We start from the raw sequence: 14945 nt of genomic DNA on the forward strand, positions 1-14945 counted from the left end.
TTACGGAGTGATGAAATGAAAGTTCGTGCATCCGTTAAGCGGATTTGCCGCAACTGCAAAGTCATTAAACGTAACGGCGTTGTTCGAGTGATTTGTAGTGAGCCTAAGCATAAGCAAAGGCAAGGCTAATCAGATGGTTTGCGGAAATGCTAAATACCTTGGTATCCGCAAACCTTTATTTGCAATTTAGTCGTTGGGTAAGTATCCTATCGGGCTTTTTAGGCCGACGACAATAACTTAAGAGGAGTACTGTTAATGGCCCGTATCGCTGGCATTAACATCCCTGAGCATAAGCATGCGGTAATTGCTATCCAAGCAATTTACGGCGTAGGCATTACACGTGCACAAAGCATTTGTGAAGCAGCTGGTGTTGCAGAGACAACCAAGATTAAAGATCTTGATGAGACACAAATTGATAAATTGCGTGACGAAGTTGCTAAATTCACTGTAGAAGGTGATCTTCGTCGTGAAGTATCGATGAGTATTAAACGTTTGATGGACCTAGGTTGCTTCCGTGGTATACGCCACCGTCGTAGTCTTCCTCTACGTGGTCAGCGCACTAAAACTAATGCGCGCACCCGTAAAGGTCCTCGCAAAGCAATTAAAAAGTAAGCGGGGAATATTATGGCTAAAGCTCCTACTAAAAGCACGCGCAAGCGCGCAAAACGTCAAGTTGCAGACGGTATGGCTCATATTCATGCCTCTTTCAACAACACAATAGTGACTATAACCGATCGTCAAGGCAATGCTTTGTCATGGGCGACGTCAGGTGGTTCAGGTTTCCGTGGTTCACGTAAATCTACTCCATTTGCTGCTCAAGTAGCAGCTGAACGTGCAGGTACTGCCGCTCAGGATTACGGTTTGAAAAACCTTGAAGTGTTCGTAAAAGGTCCAGGTCCAGGTCGTGAATCTGCGATCCGAGCTTTGAACGCTGCTGGTTACAAAATCACTAATATTACCGATGTGACGCCTATTCCTCACAACGGTTGTCGTCCACCGAAAAAACGTCGCGTTTAATCGACGGACTGTTGGAGAAAGATAATGGCAAGATATTTGGGTCCAAAACTCAAACTTAGCCGCCGTGAAGGAACAGATTTGTTCCTTAAAAGTGGCGTTCGAGCAATCGAATCAAAATGTAAAATAGATAATCCTCCTGGTCAACATGGTGCCCGTCGTGGCCGTTTGTCAGACTATGGTGTTCAGTTGCGTGAAAAGCAAAAAGTACGTCGTATGTACGGTGTATTGGAAAAGCAGTTCCGCAATTATTATAAAGAAGCAGCACGCCTTAAAGGCAACACAGGTGAAAACTTGTTACAGCTTTTAGAGCAGCGTTTGGACAATGTTGTTTACCGCATTGGCTTTGCTAGTACTCGCTCTGAAGCGCGTCAACTAGTTAGCCATAAAGCTATTTTGGTTAACGGTAAAGTTGTTAACGTTCCTTCTTTTAATGTTTCTGCTGATGATGTTGTATCTGTTCGCGAAAAAGCGAAAAAGCAAGCTCGTATTACGGCTGCGCTTGAACTTGCAGATCAACGTGAGAAACCAACTTGGATTGAAGTAGACAACAAAAAAATGGAAGGCACATTTAAACGTGTTCCTGAAAGAACTGATTTGTCTGCTGATATAAACGAACAGTTGATTGTCGAACTTTACTCTAAGTAAAGCTGAAAGAAGAGAGGTAACAATGTCGGGTTCTGTAACTGAATTCTTAAAACCAAGGTTAGTCGAAATTGATAACGTTTCGCCTACACGTGCAAAGGTAACATTAGAACCCTTAGAACGTGGTTTTGGTCATACACTAGGTAATGCTTTACGTCGGATCCTTTTGTCATCTATGCCAGGTTGTGCAGTGACTGAAGTTGAAATCGACGGTGTATTACATGAGTACAGCACCAAAGAAGGCGTACAAGAAGACGTTATTGAGATATTGCTTAACCTTAAAGGTTTAGCGGTACGTCTTGAAGGAAAAACCGAAGCAACACTAACATTAGTGAAGTCCGGTGCGGGCCCAGTATTAGCTGGAGATATCCAGCATGATGGTGATGTTGAAATCGTAAACCCTGAGCATTTACTTTGTACGTTGACTGGCGAAGCTGAACTTAGCATGCGCATCAAGGTAGAAGTGGGTCGTGGTTACGTTCCAGCGTCAACTCGTCGCTCTTCTGAAGAAGATGATCGCCCAATTGGTCGTTTGTTAGTGGATGCCTCATTCAGTCCTGTAGAACGTATTTCGTATAATGTCGAATCAGCCCGTGTTGAACAACGCACTGACTTAGACAAGCTCATTATCGATATGGAAACCAACGGTACAATAGATCCGGAAGAAGCAATTCGTCGTTCAGCTACTATTTTAGCTGAGCAATTAGATGCATTTGTTGAACTTCGTGATATGTCTGAGCCTGTTGAAAAAGAAGAAAAGCCGGAATTTGATCCGATTCTTCTTCGTCCGGTTGATGATTTAGAGCTAACTGTACGTTCAGCTAACTGTTTGAAAGCGGAAGCTATACAGTATATTGGTGACTTGGTACAACGCACCGAAGTTGAGCTGTTGAAAACGCCTAACTTGGGTAAAAAATCTCTAACTGAGATTAAAGACGTACTTGCTTCTCGTGGACTTTCGTTAGGTATGCGCCTAGAAAATTGGCCACCAGAAAGTATCGCAGAAAAAGATTAATCAGGTTTAAATTTAAACTGATTTGTAAAGAAGGATAGAACTATGCGCCATCGTAAGAGTGGTCGTCAGTTAAATCGTAACAGCAGTCACCGTCAAGCGATGTTTCGCAACATGGCTGGCTCTTTGGTAAAGAATGAGTTGATTAAAACAACTTTACCAAAAGCGAAAGAACTGCGTCGCGTGATTGAGCCTCTTATCACACTTGCTAAGCAAGACAGTGTAGCAAACCGCCGTTTGGCTTTTGCCCGTACTGGTGATAAAGAAGTAGTTGGTAAATTGTTTAACGAACTTGGCCCACGCTATGAAGAGCGTCCAGGCGGATACATTCGCATTTTAAAATGTGGTTTCCGTACTGGCGATAATGCTCCTATGGCTTATGTTGAGTTGGTTGACCGTCCAGAAGTTGAAGAAGTCGAAGAGATTGATGAAGCTACTGCGGAATAATTGCTAACGCACAAAAAAGCCGGATTTGATATCCGGCTTTTTTTTATCTTTTTTTTACTAAATGGACAACCGAAAATAACTTAATTGGTTTGACGGTTAGCCAATGCCAGGGTTACTTCCTCTTCGGTCGCGCCGCCCTTCATTGCATATTCATAAATGCTGCTTTGGGGTAGACCAAAATTTTGTGCAGTTTCTATAATACGTTTCACATTCTCACGTTGTGCACCGGATTCTCTAACGGCCGTAGTCACTACAGTTTCTGCATCATTAGGAAATACTGCGAGTAACGCTTCAACCACATATTCGCCAACCAAAGGTACAGCCCCTATCGCAGACGTTAAGATTTCAACGATCTTACTCGGATGATCTTGGGCTAATGATTGCACTATATTGTCCGCTGAATCAGGCTCTGTCATAACCGCGATGCGTACTATCTCAGTTAACTCATCGGGAGTAGAGTTAGCCGCCGCGGTAACTACGAAATCTACATAACTGGGTTCCGCATTGATCGCGGTCTTGACAATATTACTGCAACTGGTGATATTTTTGCTTATGGCGATCCTGACAATATCTTCTGTGAGCATAGGTTGGGCGGAAATCGCTGCATGGATTATTTCTTGGTAATTATCGGGATACAAATCCAGAGCAGTACTGACAATACTCGACGTTTCCTGGGGGTAATTGCTGACGATACTTTTAATCGCCCGCCCGATGGACATATTCTGTTCAACTTGTCTCTTGACAAAACTAGAACCTAAAAAGTCATTTTTAGCTGAACTTGTGTTTTCTTGACAATATGCCAGGGTAGACGTCCCCAACAAACCAGCAATTAGCGCAACATTTATTATTTTTTTCATATACTACTCAGATACCTAACTACCAATAACTATATGCTATGACATCCGTGCCACGAAAGAGTTTAAAGTTAACAACAAATTAACCAAATAGACAGTAAATAAGCGCTTTAGTTTGAAAATCATACAATAAACTGTTTTTTTCTATGTTTTTGCAAATAAGGGTTGCGCTCATCGACGGGGTGTCTATAATGCGCACCTCGCTTCGGGACAGCAGGTTAAACCGCTGAAACGACACCGGCTCAGGCAGGGGGTTCGAGACTCGTAAGAGTCAAGAGATTAGCGGGTTGCAAGGCGGTTTAGTTTGAGATTAAAATTAAATAATACCTTGACAACCAAAACGAACAACGTAATATACGCCTCCCGCTTAAGAGGGTCTTCGGACAACTTAAGCAGAAAGATTAACTAGGCGACGTCATTGAATGGCCGTCACCTTGCGCTGATGAAATCGAAGTACGGTGTTCATCGCCGCGAAACGCTCTTTAACAATTAATAACAAGACAATCTGTGTGGATACTCACTTGATGAGTGTCTACCAACAAAAATTCATGTTCGATAAATATTTAATTGAAGAGTTTGATCATGGCTCAGATTGAACGCTGGCGGCAGGCCTAACACATGCAAGTCGAACGGTAACATTTCAAAGCTTGCTTTGAAGATGACGAGTGGCGGACGGGTGAGTAATACTTAGGGATCTGCCTTTGTGTGGGGGATAACCATTGGAAACGATGGCTAATACCGCATAACGTCTTTGGACCAAAGGGGGCTTTCGGGCTCTCGCGCAAAGAGGAACCTAAGCGAGATTAGCTTGTTGGTGGGGTAAAGGCTCACCAAGGCGACGATCTCTAGCTGTTCTGAGAGGAAGATCAGCCACACTGGAACTGAGACACGGTCCAGACTCCTACGGGAGGCAGCAGTGGGGAATATTGCACAATGGGCGCAAGCCTGATGCAGCCATGCCGCGTGTGTGAAGAAGGCCTTCGGGTTGTAAAGCACTTTCAGTTGTGAGGAAAGGTTGACGGTTAATACCCGTTAGCTGTGACGTTAGCAACAGAAGAAGGACCGGCTAACTCCGTGCCAGCAGCCGCGGTAATACGGAGGGTCCGAGCGTTAATCGGAATTACTGGGCGTAAAGCGCACGCAGGCGGTTTGTTAAGCTAGATGTGAAAGCCCCGGGCTCAACCTGGGAATAGCATTTAGAACTGGCAGGCTAGAGTTTTGGAGAGGGGAGTGGAATTCCAGGTGTAGCGGTGAAATGCGTAGATATCTGGAGGAACATCAGTGGCGAAGGCGACTCCCTGGTCAATAACTGACGCTCATGTGCGAAAGTGTGGGTAGCGAACAGGATTAGATACCCTGGTAGTCCACACCGTAAACGCTGTCTACTAGCTGTTTGTGGATTTAATCCGTGAGTAGCGAAGCTAACGCGATAAGTAGACCGCCTGGGGAGTACGGCCGCAAGGTTAAAACTCAAATGAATTGACGGGGGCCCGCACAAGCGGTGGAGCATGTGGTTTAATTCGATGCAACGCGAAGAACCTTACCTACTCTTGACATACTGGAAATTTAGCAGAGATGCTTTAGTGCCTTCGGGAATCCAGATACAGGTGCTGCATGGCTGTCGTCAGCTCGTGTCGTGAGATGTTGGGTTAAGTCCCGCAACGAGCGCAACCCTTGTCCTTAGTTGCCAGCCTTAAGTTGGGCACTCTAAGGAGACTGCCGGTGACAAACCGGAGGAAGGTGGGGACGACGTCAAGTCATCATGGCCCTTACGAGTAGGGCTACACACGTGCTACAATGGTGAGTACAGAGGGAAGCGAACTTGCGAGAGTAAGCGGATCCCTTAAAGCTCATCGTAGTCCGGATCGGAGTCTGCAACTCGACTCCGTGAAGTCGGAATCGCTAGTAATCGCAAATCAGAATGTTGCGGTGAATACGTTCCCGGGCCTTGTACACACCGCCCGTCACACCATGGGAGTGGGTTGCAAAAGAAGTAGTTAGTCTAACCTTCGGGAGGACGATTACCACTTTGTGATTCATGACTGGGGTGAAGTCGTAACAAGGTAACCCTAGGGGAACCTGGGGTTGGATCACCTCCTTACTATTAGGCAGACCTTGTCAGGTCGAGTGTTCACACAGATTGTTTTGTTGTTAATAAAGAAGAACCGAGAGACTCTTTTGAGGCCCAATGGCCGATAAGAGGGGCTATAGCTCAGCTGGGAGAGCGCCTGCCTTGCACGCAGGAGGTCAGCAGTTCGATCCTGCTTAGCTCCACCAAATTGCTTGCGCAATAATAGGCTTGTAGCTCAGCTGGTTAGAGCGCACCCCTGATAAGGGTGAGGTCGGCAGTTCAAGTCTGCCCAAGCCTACCAAATTCTCGCTTGTGCTGCGTTGGATAGCGCGTCGTTTAGTGGACTAAACGTCCTCCCTATCCGCCTTGCCTAAGCAAGAGTTGTGACTCTTCGGTTTTAAGTGAGTAAGGTTAGCCTTAATCAATGTGTACTTGTTAAGTATCTATTGATTAGGGTTTTTTAAACCCTAAATGTTCTTTAACAATATGGAAAGCTGATAAAGTAATCAAAACGAAGAGAACGCTTTTAAGAGCTTACTCTATCTGATTTGAATGAATACTTGTCACGCATACAACGGCAACGCAAGTTGCACCTAACTTTGGATAAAAGGCCAAAGGGTAGGGCGAGTTATTTCGACGTGCAGACTATGATTGTTTGCTACGAGGAAATAGCGAGTTAGGTTGTTCTAGGCAAAGCCGCAGGAGGAACGAGTGAGGGAATGTACGTCTGTACATGACCGAGTGAGAGACGCCGAAGGTGAAGCATAGGGCAAGCTAAAGAAGCTATTTGGGGTTGTATGGTTAAGTGACTAAGCGTATACGGTGGATGCCTAGGCAGTTAGAGGCGATGAAGGACGTGTAAGTCTGCGAAAAGTTGTGGGGAGCCGACAAAATGCTTTGATCCACAAATATCCGAATGGGGAAACCCACCGCTTCGGCGGTATCATTAAGTGAATACATAGCTTAATGAGGCAAACGAGGGGAACTGAAACATCTAAGTACCCTTAGGAAAAGAAATCAACCGAGATTCCCCTAGTAGCGGCGAGCGAACGGGGACTAGCCCTTAAGCTGATTGTAAGTGAGTGGAACATACTGGAAAGTATGGCGATACCAGGTGATAGCCCTGTACACGAACACGAACTTTAAGTGAAAACGAGTAGGTCGGGACACGTGTTATCCTGACTGAATATGGGGGGACCATCCTCCAAGGCTAAATACTCCTAACTGACCGATAGTGAACTAGTACCGTGAGGGAAAGGCGAAAAGAACCCCTGTGAGGGGAGTGAAATAGAACCTGAAACCGTATACGTACAAGCAGTAGGAGCAGACTTGTTCTGTGACTGCGTACCTTTTGTATAATGGGTCAGCGACTTATATTTTGTAGCGAGGTTAACCGAATAGGGGAGCCGTAGCGAAAGCGAGTGTTAACTGCGCGTTTTAGTTGCAAGGTATAGACCCGAAACCCGGTGATCTAGCCATGGGCAGGTTGAAGGTTGAGTAACATCAACTGGAGGACCGAACCGACTAACGTTGAAAAGTTAGCGGATGACTTGTGGCTGGGGGTGAAAGGCCAATCAAACCGGGAGATAGCTGGTTCTCCCCGAAAGCTATTTAGGTAGCGCCTCGGACGAATACCACTGGGGGTAGAGCACTGTTAAGGCTAGGGGGTCATCCCGACTTACCAACCCTTTGCAAACTCCGAATACCAGTGAGTACTATCCGGGAGACACACGGCGGGTGCTAACGTCCGTCGTGAAGAGGGAAACAACCCAGATCGCCAGCTAAGGTCCCTAAGTTATCACTAAGTGGGAAACGATGTGGAAAGGCTAAGACAGCTAGGAGGTTGGCTTAGAAGCAGCCACCCTTTAAAGAAAGCGTAATAGCTCACTAGTCGAGTCGGTCTGCGCGGAAGATGTAACGGGGCTAAGTGATACACCGAAGCTGCGAACGCATAGCTTGCTATGCGTGGTAGGGGAGCGTTCTGTAAGCCGTTGAAGGTGTGCCGGGAGGCCTGCTGGAGGTATCAGAAGTGCGAATGCTGACATGAGTAACGATAATGGGGGTGAAAAACCCCCACGCCGGAAGACCAAGGTTTCCTGTCCCATGCTAATCAGGGCAGGGTAAGTCGGCCCCTAAGGCGAGGCAGAAATGCGTAGTCGATGGGAAACGGATTAATATTTCCGTACTGTTAATATCAGTGAAGGGGGGACGGAGAAAGTTATGCAAGCCTGGCGTTGGTAGTCCAGGTGAAAGTGCGTAGGGCGTTGGTTTAGGTAAATCCGGACCGACATATAACCTGAGACACGAGACGAGACACCACGGTGTTGAAGTTGCAAATACTATGCTTCCAGGAAAAGCCTCTAAACTTATGATATTAATAACCGTACCCCAAACCGACACAGGTGGTCAGGTAGAGAATACTAAGGCGCTTGAGAGAACTCGGGTGAAGGAACTCGGCAAAATCGTACCGTAACTTCGGGAGAAGGTACGCCGCTGTTTGTGATGAGACTTGCTCTCTAAGCGAATGGCGGCCGCAGTGAAATGGTGGCTGGGACTGTTTATTAAAAACACAGCACTGTGCTAAATCGAAAGATGACGTATACGGTGTGACACCTGCCCGGTGCCGGAAGGTTAATTGATGGGGTTATCTTCGGAGAAGCTCTTGATCGAAGCCCCGGTAAACGGCGGCCGTAACTATAACGGTCCTAAGGTAGCGAAATTCCTTGTCGGGTAAGTTCCGACCTGCACGAATGGTGTAACCATGGCCACGCTGTCTCCACCCGAGACTCAGTGAAATTGAAATCGCAGTGAAGATGCTGTGTACCCGCACCTAGACGGAAAGACCCCGTGAACCTTTACTATAGCTTGGCACTGAACATTGACCCTACATGTGTAGGATAGGTGGGAGACTTTGAAGCGTTGTCGCCAGATGACGTGGAGTCTACCTTGAAATACCACCCTTGTACGTTTGATGTTCTAACGTTGGCCCCTTATCGGGGTTGCGGACAGTGCCTGGTGGGTAGTTTGACTGGGGCGGTCTCCTCCCAAAGAGTAACGGAGGAGCACGAAGGTTGGCTAATCCTGGTCGGACATCAGGAGGTTAGTGCAATGGCATAAGCCAGCTTAACTGCGAGACAGACACGTCGAGCAGGTACGAAAGTAGGTCATAGTGATCCGGTGGTTCTGAATGGAAGGGCCATCGCTCAACGGATAAAAGGTACTCCGGGGATAACAGGCTGATACCGCCCAAGAGTTCATATCGACGGCGGTGTTTGGCACCTCGATGTCGGCTCATCACATCCTGGGGCTGAAGTCGGTCCCAAGGGTATGGCTGTTCGCCATTTAAAGTGGTACGCGAGCTGGGTTTAGAACGTCGTGAGACAGTTCGGTCCCTATCTGGTGTGGGCGTTGGATGATTGAGGGGAGCTGCTCCTAGTACGAGAGGACCGGAGTGGACGAACCGCTGGTGTTCGGGTTGTCATGCCAATGGCATTGCCCGGTAGCTACGTTCGGAATCGATAACCGCTGAAAGCATCTAAGCGGGAAGCGAGCCCCAAGATGAGTCATCCCTGGCAATTTAATTGTCCTAAAGGGTTGTTGAAGACTACGACGTTGATAGGCAGGGTGTGGAAGCGTTGTAAGGCGTTGAGCTAACCTGTACTAATTGCCCGTGAGGCTTAACCATACAACGCCCAAATAGCTTTTTATAAACGCGCTATCGCGCTGTCGTGATAATATGCTTAAGCGCAGGGGTACCCTGCTGACATATTATCTACTCGCTAAAGTAAAAGCGCAGCGACGGTCAAGTGTGTAAATAATAGTAGACGTGTATGAATGACAAGTATTATTAATCGACAGAGTAAGACTAAACGTTTTTTAGCATTGATTACCTCAGCTTTTACATATTGATTTATGCAAGATGAACACGACACGTCATATAGACAGGTCGACTCACCTTGCGCTAATTTACCGCAAAAAGACGCGGATAAATCAGCACGTTTTTTGTCTGGCAGCCATAGCGATACGGCCCCACCTGATCCCATTCCGAACTCAGAAGTGAAACGTATTAGCGGCGATGGTAGTATGGGGTCTCCCCATGCGAGAGTAGCACACTGCCAGACTCCCATTTAGAGAAAGGGCTATCCGTAAGGGTGGCCCTTTTTTATGCCTGAAATAAAGTTAACAATGCACCGTTATCGGCCTTGAGGCCGGTAGCCATTCTTATAAGCGCTGCCGCGCAAGTGCTACTCCCACAGGAAAACTTTCTTTTCTTTATCAGTAGCGACATAAACACGTCCATGATGATAGTCATCCCCCTAACGGAGTTACAGCCACGCCATCCTTGGCGTATCGTTCAAGTGGCAGGAGCAGTGCTCCTGAGAGCCCCGCTTTCACCCTTGCGCAGAATAATCTCTGGGCGAACTGCGAGGTTAACGCCTACATCGGTTGCCAGAAAGTTCTTCTGCACGTTAACCTAATCCATCGGGTGTCATAACTATTAGCGAAATCCCACAGGTGGCTATTTATCGCAGTAAATGAGTCGTTTGTGGCAAGGGCCTACACCAAACCGAGCACTATGCTAACGTGTTGTTAGTGTTCCTTAAGCAATAAAGAATCTTATGCAGCCGATGTTACGCTTTGTGTTTCTATGCGCCACTGTATTAATTACTACTTCAGTTAAAGGCAACGAAGAAAAGATCTCAGATAAACGCTGTTTTGCAGGAGGCTGGAGCAAAGAAAAGTTGCTGGCTCTCAAAGACCATGCGTTTATCACTGATACCGCTGACCGGCAGAAATTAGCGCTTCAGCTCAGGTATTGCCTCGCTTCGGCGGATCCAATACTGCGTGATGAGGTGGCTTATCAGGCTTATTTTACCTGGCTACGGGCCAAAGACATCGATCAAGCGACGATCCTGGTGCTCTTTGACACCTTTTTATCCGATATTACCGAACGACGAAATGATGTGAATCACGTTTACCTGCCATTTGCGGTGTTGGTAATGGCGGAGGTTGCCAGAGTAGATCGCAAAACACCTTATTTATCCGCTAGCCAGCGGCAGCGTTTAGTGGAAACTATCTCCGATTATATGCATTCTATTCAGGATTATCGGGGCTTCGACAAAAAGGTGGGTTGGCGGCATAACATCGCCCACAGCGCCGATTTAATGCTGCAACTAATGCTTAATCCTGAGACCACATCAGAGCAGATTAATACCATGCTCCAGGCCATCCTCACTCAAATTCGGCCCACTGAAGGGCATTTTTATATCTACGCTGAGCCAGAGCGCTTAGCCATGCCGGTGATTTATGCCATGTTACGCCAAAATTTAACTGTTAATGACTGGCAGTTATGGTTTGCAGCGGTCACCAGCCCAGTGCCTTTTGCCAATTGGCAGCAGGTATATCAAAGTCAGCAAGGGTTAGCCCAGCGGCATAATGTTAAGGCTTTTTTGTTGAACATAAATAATGTGGTGTTAACCAGCAAGAATGAAAAACTAAAAGCGTTGGCACCGATGCTCCAAAAAGCAACGCAAAGGGTGGATTAATCCACGGACTTTTAATAGGCATCAATGAGAGTCTCGTGATCGGCTTTTGAGCTCTACCAGCAAGTGGCTTATATCTTGTAGTTTACCAGCGATAATATGAGTCACTCCTTCATCACCTCGCTCGAGAATGCCGCTAACCTTTAACAAGTTTGCGATAAGATATGCTGGTTTTTGTCGTTTGGCCCGGGATTTTGGCTATTAATCATATCTTCGACCTTTGAGTAGCGGGTTGGCAAACAGCACAGGACTGCCATGTTTAATGTTGGCAGTATTTTTGGTAGAGATCGCACCCAAGAAGTAAAAACACTAATACAGGCAGTGATTTGACATTAAAACAAAAACTAGCAAAGTGTGGCGTGTGGCGTTTTTTATGCTAATCCATACCTCATCTGGTCAAGCTAGGCAGGATATTACCCAACTAGGGGTTAAAGATCACAAATTGTTAATTTTTTATTAGCAAATTAGATTACCCTTGGCCAACCTTAATTTACCAAAAGCTAATCTATTCATTATGTCGAGAATTTCCAAACCTCTTGTAGTTGCAGCGGGTTTTTGTTGTTTGGCCCTGGGCACAGTAACAGCCACCGAAGTACAGATCAGAACCGTGATGGGCGATATCAACGTCAACCTATATGATGATGTCACCCCCCAAACCGTGGCCAATTTTTTAAGTTATGTCAATTCTGGGGCTTATGCCAACAATGTAGTACATCGCTCTGAGCCGGGTTTTGTAGTGCAAGCTGGCGGTTTTTGGTATGGCGACACGCTGCCGCTAGTTAGTGTCGCTACCGGTACACCTGTGGCAAATGAAGCTAAGTTGTCGAATGTTCGTGGCACCCTAGCCATGGCAAAATTATCTGGCAATGCCAACAGCGCCACTTCCCAATGGTTTTTCAACCTCGGGAATAACAGTGCCAATCTTGATGCACAAAACGGGGGGTTTACGGTTTTTGGCCAGGTGCTGGGAAGTGGAATGGACGTGGTAGATGCCATTGCGCAGCTGAATCGATTTAATCTAGGTGGCGCGGCAACTAATGCTCCGCTGCGCAATTATGCCCAGGCAGATGCGAACGCAGGGGTGACAGTGACAGATGAACATCTGGTGATTATCACGGACATAGTGGTGACAGACCCAGCCACCCTAACCCACAGCGAACTTAACCCGACTGTTAATACCTTAATCAACAAAAGTGCAGATCCGAGCTCGGGAGGCGGTAGCCTAGGCGGCCTGTCCGCTATTGGGTTGTTGCTGATAGGAATTAGAAAGCGATTTTTTATTCAGCGTAGTTAGACTGAAAAAAGAATAAAAAAAACGGCTCAAAAGAGCCGTTTTTTGTGACTTACATAGAAGTCTATTCTTTACTACGACCGGCGCGTTTGCGGTCGTTCTCGGTAAGCAGTTTCTTACGTAAACGAATGCTTTTTGGTGTTACTTCGACCAGCTCATCATTGTCAATAAACTCTAAAGCTTGTTCAAGTGACATAACAATAGGCGGTACTAAGGTTTGTGCTTCGTCTGTTCCTGAGGAGCGAACGTTAGTTAATTGTTTGCCTTTAAGGGCATTAACGGTCAGGTCGTTTTCACGGGTATGAATACCAATCAACATGCCTTCGTATACTTCAGTAGCATGGCCGATAAACATACGCCCACGCTCTTGCAAGTTAAACAAGGCGTTAGTCAAAGCTTTACCCGTAGCGTTGGCAATCAAGACACCATTTTTACGCTGGCCTATATTGCCACCTTTGTGGGGACCATAATGATCAAATGTATGATAAAGCAAGCCTGAACCTGAAGTCATAGTCAAAAAGTCGGTCTGGAAACCGATCAAGCCACGACTCGGGATGATGAAGTCCATACGGATACGGCCTTTACCATCTGGAGTCATATTGGTTAATTCACCTTTGCGTAAACCAATTTGCTCCATGATTGAACCTTGGTGTTGTTCTTCACTGTCAATGGTAACGGTTTCAAAGGGTTCTTCGAGTTTGCCATCTACTTCACGCAAAATCACTTCAGGACGTGATACAGCCAGTTCGAAACCTTCACGACGCATGTTTTCAATCAATATACCTAAGTGCAACTCACCACGACCCGATACGCGGAATTTATCCGGGTCAGTTGTTTCATCAACACGTAAGGCTACGTTATGAATTAATTCATCTTGTAAACGTTCAAGAATATTGCGTGAGGTAACGTATTTACCTTCTTTACCACAAAACGGCGAGTTGTTTACCTGGAATGTCATGGTTACCGTGGGTTCATCAACAGATAAAGGAGGCAGAGCTTCAACCAGGTTTTGATCGCAAATCGTGTCAGAAATTTTAAGCTCACCTAATCCGGTGACCGCGACGATGTCCCCGACAGTACCTAATTCAATTTCAGTACGGTCAAGACCCATATAACCTAATATCTGGCCTATTTTAGCGTTACGTTTTTTGCCATCGGCACCTATGACGGTAACAGCCTGGTTAGTTTTTACTGAACCACGAGATATCCGGCCAACACCAATTACACCCACATAAGAGTTGTAATCAAGTTGAGAAATTTGCATCTGGAAAGGACTATCAAGGTCGCCACTTGGTGCTTTAACGTGTTTAACGATCGTTTCAAACAAAGGCGTCATATCTTCACTAGGTTGGTCAGCATCGTTTGAAGCCCAACCATTTAGTGCTGAAGCGTAAACAACTTGGAAATCCAGTTGTTCATCTGTGGCGCCTAAATTGTCGAAAAGATCGAAAACCTGATCGATTACCCAATCTGGACGGGCACCAGGCTTGTCAATCTTGTTGAGTACGACTATAGGCTTCAGACCTTGAGCAAAAGCTTTTTGCGTCACAAAGCGAGTTTGAGGCATGGGGCCTTCTTGAGCATCAACTAACAATAAAACCGAATCAACCATAGACATAACGCGTTCTACTTCGCCACCGAAATCGGCGTGTCCAGGGGTGTCTACTATGTTAATGCGGTAGTCGTTCCAGCGGATCGCAGTGTTTTTAGCAAGTATGGTAATACCGCGTTCTTTTTCGATATCGTTGGAATCCATAACCCGTTCTTCAGCAGCGCCTCTGCTTTCAAGCGTACCGGACTGTTGTAGAAGTTTGTCAACTAGGGTAGTTTTCCCGTGGTCAACGTGGGCAATAATTGCTATGTTCCTCAAGTTGTCGGTCGAGGTTTGCGATGCGCTCATGATAGTTTCTCTACTATGGGGTGGAATAAACCACCTTAACTGAATTTATAGGGCGCGGATTGTACAGTTTTAAACTTCGTTTGGCGAACAACAATTAGTGATTATCTGTATTTACAACAGATATAACTGGATTGCACTATTATATTCCGCTACAGAGGGCGAATTGGT

The 14945-nt window shown here is 46.2% G+C and carries 10 protein-coding genes, 2 tRNA genes and 3 rRNA genes; 13 read left to right on the forward strand and 2 right to left on the reverse strand.

Features of this window, described 5'->3' with window-relative positions; genetic code table 11:
* The first annotated feature begins 15 nt into the window (after positions 1–15).
* From rpmJ to rplQ, 6 genes are all read left to right on the forward strand, one after another.
* Entirely contained in the window at positions 16–129 is a 114-nt protein-coding gene (gene rpmJ / locus AC3RV5_RS05060) for a 50S ribosomal protein L36 (RefSeq protein ID WP_082768678.1), read from the forward strand.
* A 126-nt stretch (positions 130–255) separates the two neighbouring features.
* Positions 256–612, forward strand: a complete 357-nt coding sequence (rpsM, locus tag AC3RV5_RS05065) for a 30S ribosomal protein S13 (RefSeq protein WP_489730884.1) — start codon at positions 256–258, stop codon at positions 610–612.
* Between the two features lie 12 nt (positions 613–624).
* Positions 625–1017, forward strand: coding sequence for a 30S ribosomal protein S11 (gene rpsK / locus AC3RV5_RS05070; protein ID WP_006990560.1), 393 nt, complete (start codon positions 625–627; stop codon positions 1015–1017).
* 24 nt (positions 1018–1041) lie between these two features.
* Positions 1042–1662 carry a 30S ribosomal protein S4 gene (gene rpsD, locus AC3RV5_RS05075; protein WP_489730885.1) on the forward strand — a complete coding sequence of 207 codons (621 nt, stop codon included), beginning with the start codon at positions 1042–1044 and terminating at the stop codon, positions 1660–1662.
* 22 nt (positions 1663–1684) lie between these two features.
* Complete coding sequence (locus AC3RV5_RS05080; RefSeq protein WP_489730886.1) at positions 1685–2674, forward strand: DNA-directed RNA polymerase subunit alpha; 990 nt, start codon at positions 1685–1687, stop codon at positions 2672–2674.
* Positions 2675–2716: 42 nt separating this feature from the next.
* The gene (gene rplQ / locus AC3RV5_RS05085; protein WP_489730887.1) at positions 2717–3118 is read left to right on the forward strand and encodes a 50S ribosomal protein L17; all 402 of its coding nucleotides are present in this window, start codon (positions 2717–2719) and stop codon (positions 3116–3118) included.
* Between the two features lie 80 nt (positions 3119–3198).
* On the opposite strand, the gene AC3RV5_RS05090 is transcribed toward rplQ, so the two are convergent.
* Complete coding sequence (locus tag AC3RV5_RS05090; RefSeq protein WP_489730888.1) at positions 3199–3975, reverse strand: hypothetical protein; 777 nt, start codon at positions 3973–3975, stop codon at positions 3199–3201.
* 561 nt (positions 3976–4536) lie between these two features.
* Between AC3RV5_RS05090 and AC3RV5_RS05095 the strand changes: the two genes are divergently transcribed.
* From AC3RV5_RS05095 to AC3RV5_RS05125, 7 genes are all read left to right on the forward strand, one after another.
* Positions 4537–6073 (forward strand): 16S ribosomal RNA (locus AC3RV5_RS05095).
* A 100-nt stretch (positions 6074–6173) separates the two neighbouring features.
* Positions 6174–6249: transfer RNA gene (locus tag AC3RV5_RS05100), tRNA-Ala, on the forward strand.
* 18 nt (positions 6250–6267) lie between these two features.
* A tRNA-Ile gene (locus AC3RV5_RS05105) sits at positions 6268–6344 on the forward strand.
* Positions 6345–6842: 498 nt separating this feature from the next.
* Positions 6843–9728 (forward strand): 23S ribosomal RNA (locus tag AC3RV5_RS05110).
* A gap of 320 nt (positions 9729–10048) precedes the next feature.
* Positions 10049–10164: ribosomal RNA gene (gene rrf / locus AC3RV5_RS05115) — 5S ribosomal RNA — on the forward strand.
* Together the 16S, 23S and 5S rRNA genes with 2 tRNA genes alongside form the textbook arrangement of a ribosomal RNA operon.
* 498 nt (positions 10165–10662) lie before the next feature.
* A complete protein-coding gene (locus tag AC3RV5_RS05120) occupies positions 10663–11589 on the forward strand; it encodes a DUF2785 domain-containing protein (RefSeq protein ID WP_489730889.1) in 927 nt (308 codons plus the stop codon).
* Positions 11590–12100: 511 nt separating this feature from the next.
* Positions 12101–12880, forward strand: a complete 780-nt coding sequence (locus AC3RV5_RS05125; RefSeq protein ID WP_489730890.1) for a peptidylprolyl isomerase — start codon at positions 12101–12103, stop codon at positions 12878–12880.
* A gap of 61 nt (positions 12881–12941) precedes the next feature.
* On the opposite strand, the gene typA is transcribed toward AC3RV5_RS05125, so the two are convergent.
* Positions 12942–14777, reverse strand: coding sequence for a translational GTPase TypA (gene typA / locus AC3RV5_RS05130; protein WP_489730891.1), 1836 nt, complete (start codon positions 14775–14777; stop codon positions 12942–12944).
* Positions 14778–14945: the final 168 nt, after the last annotated feature.

It is taken from the genome of Paraglaciecola sp. IT1134 (assembly GCF_058068185.1).

Bases quoted from the DNA above. Each gene is read 5' to 3' on its own strand.
- rpsM (WP_489730884.1), top strand. From the start codon at position 256: ATGGCCCGTATCGCTGGCATTAACATCCCTGAGCATAAGCATGCGGTA.
- AC3RV5_RS05080 (WP_489730886.1), top strand. From the start codon at position 1,685: ATGTCGGGTTCTGTAACTGAATTCTTAAAACCAAGGTTAGTCGAAATT.
- rplQ (WP_489730887.1), top strand. From the start codon at position 2,717: ATGCGCCATCGTAAGAGTGGTCGTCAGTTAAATCGTAACAGCAGTCAC.
- typA (WP_489730891.1), bottom strand. From the start codon at position 14,777: ATGAGCGCATCGCAAACCTCGACCGACAACTTGAGGAACATAGCAATT.
- AC3RV5_RS05090 (WP_489730888.1), bottom strand. From the start codon at position 3,975: ATGAAAAAAATAATAAATGTTGCGCTAATTGCTGGTTTGTTGGGGACG.
- AC3RV5_RS05120 (WP_489730889.1), top strand. From the start codon at position 10,663: ATGCAGCCGATGTTACGCTTTGTGTTTCTATGCGCCACTGTATTAATT.
- rpmJ (WP_082768678.1), top strand. From the start codon at position 16: ATGAAAGTTCGTGCATCCGTTAAGCGGATTTGCCGCAACTGCAAAGTC.
- rpsD (WP_489730885.1), top strand. From the start codon at position 1,042: ATGGCAAGATATTTGGGTCCAAAACTCAAACTTAGCCGCCGTGAAGGA.
- rpsK (WP_006990560.1), top strand. From the start codon at position 625: ATGGCTAAAGCTCCTACTAAAAGCACGCGCAAGCGCGCAAAACGTCAA.
- AC3RV5_RS05125 (WP_489730890.1), top strand. From the start codon at position 12,101: ATGTCGAGAATTTCCAAACCTCTTGTAGTTGCAGCGGGTTTTTGTTGT.